Annotated in this window: 11 protein-coding genes; 4 read left to right on the forward strand and 7 right to left on the reverse strand. The window is 50.7% G+C overall.

All coding sequences use genetic code 11. The features are described 5' to 3' along the window. Positions 1 to 49: 49 nt before the first annotated feature. Entirely contained in the window at positions 50 to 403 is a 354-nt protein-coding gene (locus ACLBLI_RS12820) for a type IV pilin protein (RefSeq protein WP_414827993.1), read from the reverse strand. 212 nt (positions 404 to 615) lie between these two features. Here ACLBLI_RS12820 and ACLBLI_RS12825 point away from each other — a divergent pair, with 212 nt between their 5' ends. From ACLBLI_RS12825 to ACLBLI_RS12840, 4 genes are read left to right on the forward strand one after another with little or no spacing between them, the layout of a single operon-like run. Further along, positions 616 to 1,152: a Tfp pilus assembly protein FimT/FimU gene (locus tag ACLBLI_RS12825; protein ID WP_414827994.1), complete on the forward strand. Its 537-nt coding sequence runs from the start codon at positions 616 to 618 to the stop codon at positions 1,150 to 1,152. Then, positions 1,143 to 1,754: a prepilin-type N-terminal cleavage/methylation domain-containing protein gene (locus ACLBLI_RS12830; protein WP_414827995.1), complete on the forward strand. Its 612-nt coding sequence runs from the start codon at positions 1,143 to 1,145 to the stop codon at positions 1,752 to 1,754. Before ACLBLI_RS12825 ends, ACLBLI_RS12830 begins: the two co-directional genes overlap by 10 nt. Beyond that, positions 1,738 to 2,772, forward strand: a complete 1,035-nt coding sequence (locus ACLBLI_RS12835; protein WP_414827996.1) for a hypothetical protein — start codon at positions 1,738 to 1,740, stop codon at positions 2,770 to 2,772. The genes ACLBLI_RS12830 and ACLBLI_RS12835 overlap by 17 nt, the downstream gene beginning before the upstream one ends. Beyond that, positions 2,762 to 3,250, forward strand: a complete 489-nt coding sequence (locus tag ACLBLI_RS12840) for a type IV pilus modification PilV family protein (RefSeq protein WP_414827997.1) — start codon at positions 2,762 to 2,764, stop codon at positions 3,248 to 3,250. Before ACLBLI_RS12835 ends, ACLBLI_RS12840 begins: the two co-directional genes overlap by 11 nt. A 96-nt stretch (positions 3,251 to 3,346) precedes the next feature. Here ACLBLI_RS12840 and ACLBLI_RS12845 read toward each other — a convergent pair whose 3' ends face one another. From ACLBLI_RS12845 to ACLBLI_RS12870, 6 genes are read right to left on the reverse strand one after another with little or no spacing between them, the layout of a single operon-like run. Then, positions 3,347 to 3,808 (reverse strand): type IV pilin protein, encoded by a 462-nt coding sequence (locus tag ACLBLI_RS12845; RefSeq protein ID WP_414827998.1) that lies wholly within the window; start codon positions 3,806 to 3,808, stop codon positions 3,347 to 3,349. Positions 3,809 to 3,811: 3 nt separating this feature from the next. Further along, positions 3,812 to 7,882, reverse strand: coding sequence for a pilus assembly protein PilY (locus ACLBLI_RS12850; protein ID WP_414827999.1), 4,071 nt, complete (start codon positions 7,880 to 7,882; stop codon positions 3,812 to 3,814). Between the two features lie 15 nt (positions 7,883 to 7,897). Further along, positions 7,898 to 8,461, reverse strand: coding sequence for a PilX N-terminal domain-containing pilus assembly protein (locus ACLBLI_RS12855; protein WP_414828000.1), 564 nt, complete (start codon positions 8,459 to 8,461; stop codon positions 7,898 to 7,900). Further along, complete coding sequence (locus ACLBLI_RS12860; protein ID WP_414828001.1) at positions 8,458 to 9,303, reverse strand: PilW family protein; 846 nt, start codon at positions 9,301 to 9,303, stop codon at positions 8,458 to 8,460. Before ACLBLI_RS12860 ends, ACLBLI_RS12855 begins: the two co-directional genes overlap by 4 nt. Further along, a complete protein-coding gene (locus tag ACLBLI_RS12865) occupies positions 9,300 to 9,917 on the reverse strand; it encodes a type IV pilus modification PilV family protein (RefSeq protein ID WP_414828002.1) in 618 nt (205 codons plus the stop codon). The genes ACLBLI_RS12860 and ACLBLI_RS12865 overlap by 4 nt, the downstream gene beginning before the upstream one ends. Before the next feature lie 14 nt (positions 9,918 to 9,931). Beyond that, positions 9,932 to 11,986: a type IV pilus modification PilV family protein gene (locus tag ACLBLI_RS12870; protein WP_414828003.1), complete on the reverse strand. Its 2,055-nt coding sequence runs from the start codon at positions 11,984 to 11,986 to the stop codon at positions 9,932 to 9,934. Positions 11,987 to 11,988: the final 2 nt, after the last annotated feature.

The following is an 11,988-nucleotide window of genomic DNA, read 5'->3' on the forward strand; positions in this document are numbered from 1 at the left end:
GACGACAATGCGTTACACTCCATTAACGGATAGTTATGCTCAAAAAGGACTATTTCCAGCATTTGTCAGGCTGACGCGAGGTACTGGTAATAGTAAGCTCGTCACAACCACTTCCGGTGTCAGTCGCGCTTGTTGCTTTAATAGTAAAATCCCGGCTGTCAGCATTCATCACCCGAATAGAAAATCGTTTGTCATTCACGCTTGGCATTGACGTTGCATAGGTTTGTGTCAGCAAAAGCTGATTAGCCTGCTCGGCCTCAAGATGAATGAGCGCTGCGCGCATGGCATACAACCTTTGCGTATGACGTTGCGAAGAATAAGACGCGCTGCCGATCGCTGCCAGAATACCGCAAATTGCCAGCACGATAACCAATTCGATGACTGTCATTCCGGTTGTTTTCATACTTCCTCCCTGATTGTCTTAACGATACACAACGCCGTTCTCATGGCGACGACGCTGTAACCCAGGCTGCCATTGACACTGCCGTAAGCCAGCTGTCTTGACCTGCACCAGAATGGCAAGCCTCTCACCTGCCCAAACTCTACTCCACAGTTCAGCTATCCGGCGTTTTCGCTTTGGATACAATGGCAACACGTTAACACTGGAAGATAAAAATGAAACGTGAGCAAAGGATCAGTTCATCATCACACAAGGGCATGTCGTTACTTGAATGCCTGACAACGATTGCGTTGGTTATTATCATTCTGAGCGCAGCAGCGCCGTCTTTCTACCAGTGGTTCCAACGCCAGCATGTGGTCAGTCAGACACGGGCTGTCGGACAGATGCTAAGCATTGCCAGCAAACAGGCGGTACAAACAGGAGAGCCTGTTTACGTCTCTGCAGTGGCGGGCAAAAACTGGTGTATAAGATTAAGCCACTCGGCCAGGTGCGACTGCCATTCGGGACGTCATTGTAAGCCACTTCCAGATAACTATCTTCTTGTGGCTGACTCTGCGAACAGCTACCTGACGGCTGGAAGACATACCACACCACTGGCGAAGTTTGAGGCTACACAGGGAATGAGCATGGGCTTTGCAAATACCCTCTCCATTTACGCCGGGGGCTTTGAAAGCAAAGTAATACTCAGCAATCTGGGCCGGGTTCGCTTCTGTATGACGCCTCCTGCCGGTGGTCTTCCTGCATGCTCGTAGCGCGAGGGTTTACGCTCACCGAACTGATGATGGCACTGACTATAAGCAGCGCGTTTTTTGTTAGCGCAACAAGTATCAGTGTCAGTCACCTGAAACGCCAAACCGTGTTGCAACACAAACTGGCTTTGCTGGAAGAAATCTCACTCATTGAACAGGCTATCTCCACCGAGCTTCGTCGGGCCGGCTTTATCAGCCTGCCGCTGACTGACTACCTTCTGACACCAGATAAAGCAAAAGTTTTTGGCAGCATTGAGATAGATGCTTTTCCAGGAGAAGCCAGCCAAAGCTGCTTCACATTTTCTTACGATAAAAACAAGAACGGCGCGCAGGATAGTTCGTCACCTGCAGAGCTGCTAGGGTTTCGACTCAGAGACAACACCATCGAATACAGAATGGCGGGTCGCGGGTGCAGGCAGTCTGGCTGGCAGGATCTCAGCACGCCGGGGAAGCTGGCGGTCACCAATTTTTCCATAGACGGTCCCTACCCTTCGACCTATGGGGTGTTTTTCGAAGTTGCCCTTCGTGCACACTCTGTCGCCTCACCATCACTGCAGCACCAGACTCGGTTCCGTGTGGATGTCGCTAATGTTCCATACTTGTAAATATCAACAAGGCACGACGTTGCTTGTGCCGGTCTGTTTGCTGCTGACACTCGTGACGACAGCGGTAGTGGCCTACTCGAAGCAATTGCGCCATCATGCTGTCACATTGCAGCGCGAGATAGAGCGCAGTGAGCTTCACTTGACATCCTCAACATCGCTGGCGGTAACCCATAATGCCCTTGGCGCAACGATGCGCTGGCAAACTGCGCTGTCAGCCACCCAAAAAAGCATCATCAGAGAACATAGGAATGTTGATATTCGCGGTGCGGCAACAACCTTTTTTTCGCTGTCGGCCACGGCCAGGAGTGCGGCATCGTCATTGTCATATACACAATCGATGAATGTCGTCAGGTATCCGTTAATAAGGGCGACCCCGGCTCAACCCGCAATATTCTCTGCCAGCATCAGTCCGAACGCAGAAATTACGCTGGTTCGCCCCCACCCTGACAAGTTGGATTTCTGGTCGCGAGACGCACTTGCATCACCGGTCGCTGTGCAGCATCGCTGTGAATCAACCGCCATGGCAAGTTGCCACGCACTGAGACCTGCAGACACCCCCTTTCCGGATGACGTTGTTAAGTACATTTTTGGAGTAAGCCGAAGTGCATTTCATGCGGACGTTTTACCCGGTAGCAATACGCTCACAGACTGCGAGAATATTACCTCAGTACGCGCTCGTATAATCTGGGTAACCGGAAGTTGTCATTTGCCGCTTGGCGCGAATCTGGGTTCTGACGACAATCCGGTACTGCTTATTATTGAAGATGGGCACCTGAGCCTGTCGTCTGGTGTCACCGTGACCGGGATGCTGGTTACGCTGTCGCGAGCAAGTGCGTTACACAAGGATATTATTCAGCACGAGACCAGTACCATTATTGGTGCAGCGTTGATTGCACAACCGCTGTCAGCTCGCAGCTCACTGCGCGTTATCTATGACAAAAACACGCTGACTGCGCTGCAAAATGCCCATTACACCCAGCGCACCGCGTTTCTGACCGGGAGCTGGCATGATTTCTAAGGCTTTAGTGGCAGGCAGGTATAATCGTGGTTTCAGCCTGATAGAGTGTCTCATTGCCACCCTGTTGTTTACGTTGAGTTGCCTGGGCATCTTTTCACTTTATCAGCGTCAGATCCTGGCTACCCAGTCTCTTGTGCTGTGGTACGATGCCAGAAACCTTGCGACAGCTAAGGCCAGTGATTTGTATGCACAGGCATTACAGTCGCACGCCGCCGTCGCGGCTATTGATACAGATACCGGCGGTGAGCTTTCTGCTGGTAACCTGACAATTAACAAAGACGGTCGCAGCATTGCGATGGCGCGCCATTGGCAGGTTACAACATTAAAGACTCATCCTGCAGCGTTGAAACTGGCCACCATCACCGTTTCCATCTTGCCCGACGAGGCGCTTGGAAACGTCGAGCACGGCGTCGTCTTGTGGCACTCCGGTCCGGCAGAACTCCCTCAGGTTGAGGACTTTAACCCTGACAGCAAATAGTGCCTGAATTAGGCGGACTACTTACCCTCGCCCAATAAGGCTATATCATGACTCCACCCGCTGCGTTCAGAAACGGCCCAGGTAGCTATAGCCTTTCTAACACGCCCAACAATATTCTGATGCGCTTAGCGTACCATTTGCATCTTTATCCCAGCCTTTTCGACCGTCGCTGAAATAATACAACGCACCATCACCTGACTGCCCCCCTACCGGTGTCGCCTTGATTTCGTAAGACACGGCGTCAGCAGTTTCGATGGTTAAGTTATATCGCTTGTTTTCGGCGGGCTCCGACGCCGGAGAATAAGGGGAAAAAATAGCCGGGCTGCCTGTGTTACCGCCGCTGGTTGCGGCTCCTTCATAGGTGAAAGTACCACTGTGATGGCGTTCCATTGCGGCTGCCAGAGCCATCAAGTCACTTTGGCCACTGCCACGATAACCATCTTTAATTACCGACTGGTAAGACGGATAGGCAACGGCTGCAATAATGCCAATGATCGCAACCACAATCATCAGCTCGATAAGTGAAAAGCCCTGTTGCCCGCGTTGCTCAAGATGCATTGTTTAATCCCGTTCTGTTTCGGTTTTCCAGGCTCGCCGCTGGATCCGTTCAAATTTACCATAGATGTTTCGGGCCAGACACGCAAAGTCAGAGCCGCAGTCCTCTTCATTACCATCCTCGTCCGTCTTGGTTACCGCAGAAACGCACTCAGTCCCGAGGCATACCACAGGCTCAACAATTTCCTCTATGAGGATTTTGGTTTCCGGCGCAATACCTGTTTGTTTTAACTGCGCATAACGATCCCCCGCATCCAGCATATTGTTCTGGTTGAGATCATCTACGGCGTTGCCATTAAACATGTTAACCAGATAGGCGCGACTATTGCCGGTCGGTGGTGCACAGGCACTGGTGCTGCTACTGGCTGGTACATAACTCGTGAAAAAGATTTTGTAGTCAATAATTAAAGGAGAGGACAATACTTTTTCACCATCGGTTGATAAGTTGAGATACCAGCCCGCTTTATCCGCAAATTTTGCCGCCTCGAGCCCGCTTTGGCTCGGATCTGAACTGCTTAAGAGGTGGCCGGTAGCATCATACAGACTGCTTTCAGTAACACCGGTATTCAGTGTATACAGCCCATTTTCATCAAGCTCAAACACACCGGTATCTTTAAGCATGTAGAACCGGTCATTTACCACCGTATCCAGCGGAGAGGCCCGCCAGCCACTTCCCAGCGCGACGCCGTAATAAATCTGATCGCCCAGCGCAACCTCAGTCACATCGGGGCCATAGAAGAAGCGACGGTTATTTTCAGCAGTCGTGCCGCCAAAGTCCGCCAGTCTTGCGCCTTTAATGAAATCATTGCCGGATTTTCCGTTATAAATATCGAGCCGGAATAGCTGACCACCAAGATCTGCCACATACATATGATCGGCCAGGCCGTCATTGTCACGGTCAATCACGGAAATCCGGCCAGGAATACTGTAATTCATGTTACTTAAATTGAGATCAGCATCAGCGTTACTCGCATGCCAGAGTAGTGCACCGGAATCGGCATCGAACATAAATACCCCGTTGCCAATAGAATCAGGCGCCCGCACCGTCCTTCCATCTTGTTCAGGGTCGTACCCTCCACCGACAATCATCACATTTCTAACACTACCACCAATATTCACCTTGGTAATTGTCGGCCGCGACCAGCTCTGACCCAGTTTCTCAAGGCCTGCACTACCACCTTCAATTTTAAATTTGAGTACAGGAGAGGTTTTAGCTGTCACATCAAACACGTAGTAGTTTCGACCTCCGCGTCGCATTCCCAGATAGAGATATGTGCGTCCTGCGCTCTCCCGCAACACCATATCGCCGTCAAGTCCGTATATATGGTTGAAGCTGGAGTTGTCCTTATAGAAATCGAGCACATTGGGCAGCAATTCACGCGGCATCACGGCAAAGTTTTCCTCACCGGTGTAGGCATCAATGCTGTGAAGCACCCCGTGGTTTGTTGCCACAAAAATGGCCGAGTCTGTCGCGCTGTAGTTCACGATCACCGGCTGAGAGTGAATAGGATCGCCCATCTGGAAGCGCACATCGGTAATGTCCCCGTCGCCATCAGCGTCTTTCACGTCTACGCCCCGGGCCCACTTAAGCAGCGTGTCGCGCAGCACTTCAGGATCGGGCTCGGTGGTCAGGCCCATATCCTCAACGGTAATGCTGGTGTTGTTTTCGTGAAGACGATTTCCAGAGCTGGCTATGCCGCCAGTCGAGTCAAATATATAGAAGTTTCTGCTCGCGTTTAACTGACTCGCCGCTCCACCCTCACGGACATCATTGCCATCGGATAATACCGACCAGTAACTGTGAGACTCTTCTGCGAAGAAGCCCGTCACGCTGTCGACAGCATTTAACCCGCGCTGATCTAACACCGTGTCACCATCAAGGCGATACTTTTTAAGGTTCCCCGGCCAGATAGCCCCTTCTGCGGGCTTGAACAAGGCAAAATACAGATCGTCCCTGTGGGTCAGGCGGTTCAGTTGGTTCACTGCTACCCCCGGAGACACGAATGTCGCATTAATGTCTTTAACTGAACGCAGAATCGTCTGGAAGGCGGTTAGAAGCTCGGTACTGTCGGAGGCTTTGTAAAAACCGCCACCGCTCTGCACCGCCAGCTGATTCAAAAAGTTATTAGCTGTAGTATTGGCCGCGAAGCCTATGGTGTGAGTAATTACCCGACGGTCAATGACAGAGGAATCCGATTTACTGATGTTTTTAACCAGATCCAGGCCGCATTTCTCACCACCGCTACCAGAGCACCCTTTTCCAAGCAACGTTTCAATTTCATAAACACTGTGGTTATTATTGGCTTCACCGTCTGACAGCAAAACGATATGGTTGTTAGTCTGGCACTGCAAGTCCTGCACCGGCGAGACGTAGGTCGCCCCGCTGGGAATGTACTCGTTGATACAGTCACTGCTTGACAGGTTGTCGTCAGTACATCCCCATGGCCTTACCGGGTCATCACCAAGATAAGATGAACGATGGCTGACGCGCGTATTGCGTCTAACCGTACTGGAAACATTACTGTTGCCACGCGAGAGACCATAGTAAACCGGCATGCCACCATAATAACTTGCCGCTTCATACAGCGTATCGACAATCGGTGTCAGTCCGCTGGCACGTAAGTCATCTACCTTACTGATTAAGTGTTCACGTACCGTCGAGGTCGCCCCTGGCGTCGCGCTGCCGTTGAACTTGACTACCAGGCGAGGCGATGAAGATGGCCGTCCATTATAAGAATATGCCCCCCGCTGCCCATAGAAATCGCTGAGTATAAACCCCATCGCATTGCCTGGCTGCCAGCCCGGACGATTGACAATTTCCTGCACTATCGATTTTAAATCCGGGGTTTGATAATCACGATTGCGATAAAAGTCAGGCATAATCCAGTATACGTCACTGGTTTTAGGCAGGTTTCTGACCATGTAACGTTTATGGGGATGAAAATCATCGGTATTGTCTTCCGCAATCCCCTGAATTCGCGTGCCGGCGCTATACCAGCGGTCACTGTCATATGCTGTGAACTCCAGATACGCTTCGGTAACAACTGCCGCTTGTGGAATATTGACGTTCTCGAAGCGCAGGCCGATATAATCGTTGTAGTAGTCATAAAATGTCAGTTCACTGCCGGTAGCATCGTAACCATCACCTTTCTCTTCAACGTTATTTTTCGTCGATGAAATCTGATAAATGGCTTCGCCGCCGACACAGCCTGTCGCGGTAGACTCGTCATAAGAAATAACCAGCTGCGCAGCGCCACCGGTACCACGGTCATACGCTCTGGCATAACGGGCGCTGGCGTTATCCGCACTGCTGGCTTCCAACAGCAGACTCAGGTCCTGCCCGCCGCACCAGCCACTTTGATCAACCACTTCCTGAATAACGGCCGAAATATCCGGACTGGCAATAACCTCATCAGAACCCGGAAAATCATTATCGGAAGACCAGTTTATTTCATTCAGCGTTCGCGCCCGCGAAGAGATGTCATTGCTGGCACCGCTGAAACTGCTGCTGTCGGTACTTAACTCCCCACGGATGATGATTGAGGTTGCAGGCAAGTTCATTTGTGCGGAGGTAAAGCGAAGATAAGCGCTGGTAATAGTCGCACCCTGAGGAATATTTAACTCCTGAAACCGCAGCCCGGTATGTACCGTGCTTGACCCATAGCTGATAACAAGCGTGTTATTGGTGGTATTAACGTTACCATCAATTTCGTAGGCATCATCATTTCCGTCGGCAACTGAGGTCACGATCTCTGGTCGTATTGGCTCATCAATTCCCTGGATGGGAAACAGGACCGGGCCACCATAATCAGAGAATCGCATTAAGCCTGCGTTGATATTGGTTGCCGACCCCAACGCCGCTTTAAGTGCGTTCTGCACCCGCAGCATTCGGGACTGCTCGGTACCGTCGGTTGCTGTCATGCTGCCGGAGGTATCCATGATAAACAGCACATTCGGATTGTAGGTAACTGCCGACGAAGACGTCCCCAAATAAATATCTAAATCGTCACCGAATGCTGACCACCCGATACAGCTGAACATGAGTGTACAAATAAACCATTTACTAAACCATTTCATAGCGGTGCCCTCATGTTACTGCGAGGCCGGCGCAATGACGGATGCAGATAAAGAATTCGCGACAATAGACGAGCTACCTGTCACTTTGCCACAACCACGGATAATAAAAATATGGCAGGTGACGTTACTGCCACCAATCACATTACTGGATCCCCGGCATGCCTGCTCACGCACGAAGGCGGTGCGCGACCAACTCTGGGTGGCGGGAGTCGTTTGATAGTTCCCAGTGGCTTTGTGCTGGCTTCCTGTCGCGAGGCCCGATGCTGTCATGTGCCGATTGGTCCAGTCAGCATCATTGGTACAGCGAAGCTCATTAACAGCAGGATCGTAAGTATTTCCCTGTCTGGCTTCGGAAAGCGGATCTGTTTTGGTATCGTCGGCCAATAACACTTCGTCTTCAGACTCGAAAAACACACCGGCAATGCCGGCTTCTGCGGCGTCAAATGCCATACCGCCCTGCTGCATAGCAACCGCCATTTTGGACTGTGACAGGCTGCTGGAAACCGCGCTTACCCCGAGAATCGTCAGTGACAATAAAATTAATAATGCCAAAACCATAACCAGGCCCTGCTCTTTCATCGCGAGCTCCTCACAAAGTTTTTCACATTTCTTAACGCCAGTGTTTTGCTGAAAACCTGATAATAATGCTGTTTATCCAACGACACTTTGGCTTCATTTAGCACCGCAAATTCAGGTGCGACAGTTTGTGTAACCTGGTCCTCGTAACTGCTCAATAGCAGGCCAAAGCGAATTGCAACTACCTGCTGTCCATTGTTTCTCAGTGCTGGCAGTTCGTCAGCGGTGGCATAGGTCACCGGCTGTCCCTGAGATTCCTCTGCCCCGTCGCTCACGCCGTACTGCACCTGAAAACTAACGACGTTATCCAGCAAGGTCACCGCAGATGAAGGAGAGGCTGAGGCTTTCATTCCCCGTAGTGCCCGGCCATCAAAGCCGTTGCAGGTAAGCTTATTGCCGGTAACATAATAGTGATTCACAACATGAAAGGCGTTTCCTGCATAACCATGCTGATTACCGGTGCAGTCCTGGGTGTCCAGCATACTGACCACCACCGCATCATGCGCACCGCCTGCACCCTGCGTACTGCCCAGCCCGGTATTAGTTGCAAAATCACCGGCGAGCCCAATTGCGTGATTCTGTACCCATGCAGATTCGACAACGGTATCCACGCTACTATCGATATTTGCTGTCAGCACATCGTATTGCCCTGTTTCCAGCAGCTCGTTGGTCAGACGCATAGTGATGAACCGACCAGACTCCTGTACTTCTGCAACAGCCTGATTGAGACGGCTTGTCACCTGACTGCTGACCAATACCTGAATAATTGCTGAAGTAATGATAGTGCCAAGCAGCAGTGACACCATCAGCTCAACTAATGAGAAGCCTGCGTTGCGTTCAGTCATAGCGTGATGTCCTTAAACACACAGGCATTATTGTCTCCTGTGTCAGGGCTGCATCGTTCATTGAGTGCATATTGCTGATTTGCAGAGTTACTCACCGGCCAGGTTACCGTGATTTGGATCCGGGAACCGGCACTACAGAGATCGGCATCTGCACCGTTGTTATCTGAACAACTGACGTCAAGACTCATGTTCGGATTTGTTTGCACGCTGGCGCAGGATAATGCCCAACCGTCGTAGGACGCCATCTCGTTTTCATCACACGTATCGGTTTCACAGTTTGGGATAGCTGCAGGAAGGCTGAGACAATGGCATCGATATGGATTTGAGCCGCTACAGCTTAATCCGGAAAAGTTATAGTTATCCGTTAAAAAATACGCATTGGCAGCGACGATGCCGTCCCCCTGAGAGGCCGGCCTGGCAGCGGCACGCAAACGTTCTGCAACCTGTTCCGCTACCAGTTCTGCCTGAGTGCGGTTTATCGCATCTTTATTCGCGAAGGAGCCGGTAAACTGCAAAGCAGCGACCCCAAGCAACCCTACTGTCATTATCAGTAGGGTAACCAATATTTCTATCAGCCCAACGCCTTGTTGTTTATTCCGTGTCAAAGGCTGCATCCATGTTGACGAAGTTAAGGTTGCGATACTTCAATAATAATACCGTACTCCTGGTTAGAGGTGCTGTTCAAACCGCTGCTAAGCGTGATGCGATCTGATTCCACAACAGAACCATCAGGATACTGCACTTTTATTGTTACGTTATAGCCGGTTTTGCTAAAGGCGAAGATAATATCACCGGTCCAGTTCTCAGACACATTCTCACAACTGAAGAACGGCGTCGACTTCCCTTTTGGAATCGTGATTGGGCAAGAGAACTGGGAAGGACTGTTAGTGATTTTCACCTGTTCCAAATCGACGTAACTCGCCTTCTTGTTGTTGTTCGTCTCACAGGCTTCCGTAACCCCATTTAGCGTTATCACGCAATTGATATTACCAATCAATGCGAAGAACTTTTCAGAAGACGATTTACTGTTTACGGTTACCGTAAGCGAGTCATCACTTTTAGACTGCCAGATTTCAAACGGTGACACCGGGGTGGTACCGGTAATGCCAGCATTAAATGCCATAGCGCGTGTACGCATGGTCGCAGTACCATCAAACAACGCCTCTACCCTACCACGGCTATACGTACCATAAAAATCATTGACCGGGTCAAGGATGGTTTCAATCGCTTCATTCGTCACTGTGGCGACGCTGGTCTGATAAGACCGCCAGTCCGCCAGCAGCGTGAGATTCACATCGTAAAATGGCGCATACGCTTTCCAGTCTGTTTTACCGCTTGAAATCATCTCACGCAGAGCCGCTTTGTGACTTGTGGTCATACGGTCTAAGTAAATACCGCGTGAGATCAACTGATATCCTCCGGGGGCGACGGTAAATGATCTGTCGGCAGGCTTAGCCGGTTTTGGGTTACCCTGGACTTCGGCGGCAACAACAGATTCGGTATAGCTGGTGTACGCCGACAAGGCATCAGTATCGAGCAAATAGCGATCACTGAATTCGATAATATCGATCAGCTCCCAGTCAGGATAAATCTGGAAGTAGCCATCCACGCGTTTGAAGCGGCAGACTTCATCATAAGCATCGCCGGTTGATACCGCCTTCACAAAGCTACCATCACTCTGGCGCTTGTAATGACCATGCGGCAACCCATCTTCTTTTCTGTAGTACTGTTCGCTCGATACCATTGACGCGGTGTCATGATGATCATTACAACAGGTGGTACATACGGATGGCTGCTGGTTCCCATCCAGCACGCCGGTCATTTTGTTGACTTCTTCGCCTTCTTTTACAACCAGTTCAGAACCATCAAATACGGTCATGCTAGGCGTCATTCCCTGCCCTGAACCCGCCAGCTTACACGTGCAGTTCACCGTCAGAAAGTCTTCCTGCTCCAGTTTATCGGTTTGTCCCGGGAGGTCGATGTAGCGGATGGTCTCAAACTGAACAATGTTATTCTCGCCCTGATTATCGATATCAGGAACCGGTTTACTGGTTTCGATACTTTCACCGTTACCTAACTCATACGAAATAACATCCGGCGCCAGCCCCGGCGTGTAAGCCACTTTCGGTTGCGCTTTTGCGTTGTCAGTTTCGTTATTTGCCTGAAAACTTCTGGCCATTGGTACCGGCGGAATATTACTCTCCACCACAAGCGACTTCGCTGCGCCTTCGTGATCGGTCCAGCTAACGGTAACAGCCACCCGCTTTTGTCCGGACACGTCAGGAGCAGGCACAGGAACACCGGGGTCACCTTCATCCAGCCAGGTATCCGGTTCACCATCCGCATCTGTGTCAATATAGTACTGATCCAGCACCGTCCAGTTACGGGTGAACGTATACGTTCTGTTGTCAGCCTTGATGTTAACCACCACATTGCCAGCGCCAAGCGCGCCACCCACATCGTCTTCAATATCGTTGTATGCTGCTTCTCCGGCAGTGACTTCAAGCACGTCGAACTGCTTTAAGTCGTCCATTTTTTCCTGCGCTAACTGCAACGCGACGTTGCGCAAGTTAAGCTTGGCGTCGGATCGCATAAACTCAGTTTGTAGGGTGACAAACCCGGTTACACCAATCACGATAATCAGTGAAGCAATTAAAACTTCAACGAGCGTAAAACCTCTCATAC

The organism is Alteromonas sp. H39 (assembly GCF_047556435.1).
Lineage (GTDB): Bacteria > Pseudomonadota > Gammaproteobacteria > Enterobacterales > Alteromonadaceae > Alteromonas.

Coding starts and splice junctions, on each gene's coding strand:
- ACLBLI_RS12820 (WP_414827993.1), bottom strand. CDS start 403: ATGAAAACAACCGGAATGACAGTCATCGAATTGGTTATCGTGCTGGCA.
- ACLBLI_RS12825 (WP_414827994.1), top strand. CDS start 616: ATGAAACGTGAGCAAAGGATCAGTTCATCATCACACAAGGGCATGTCG.
- ACLBLI_RS12830 (WP_414827995.1), top strand. CDS start 1,143: ATGCTCGTAGCGCGAGGGTTTACGCTCACCGAACTGATGATGGCACTG.
- ACLBLI_RS12835 (WP_414827996.1), top strand. CDS start 1,738: ATGTTCCATACTTGTAAATATCAACAAGGCACGACGTTGCTTGTGCCG.
- ACLBLI_RS12840 (WP_414827997.1), top strand. CDS start 2,762: ATGATTTCTAAGGCTTTAGTGGCAGGCAGGTATAATCGTGGTTTCAGC.
- ACLBLI_RS12845 (WP_414827998.1), bottom strand. CDS start 3,808: ATGCATCTTGAGCAACGCGGGCAACAGGGCTTTTCACTTATCGAGCTG.
- ACLBLI_RS12850 (WP_414827999.1), bottom strand. CDS start 7,882: ATGAAATGGTTTAGTAAATGGTTTATTTGTACACTCATGTTCAGCTGT.
- ACLBLI_RS12855 (WP_414828000.1), bottom strand. CDS start 8,461: ATGAAAGAGCAGGGCCTGGTTATGGTTTTGGCATTATTAATTTTATTG.
- ACLBLI_RS12860 (WP_414828001.1), bottom strand. CDS start 9,303: ATGACTGAACGCAACGCAGGCTTCTCATTAGTTGAGCTGATGGTGTCA.
- ACLBLI_RS12865 (WP_414828002.1), bottom strand. CDS start 9,917: ATGCAGCCTTTGACACGGAATAAACAACAAGGCGTTGGGCTGATAGAA.
- ACLBLI_RS12870 (WP_414828003.1), bottom strand. CDS start 11,986: ATGAGAGGTTTTACGCTCGTTGAAGTTTTAATTGCTTCACTGATTATC.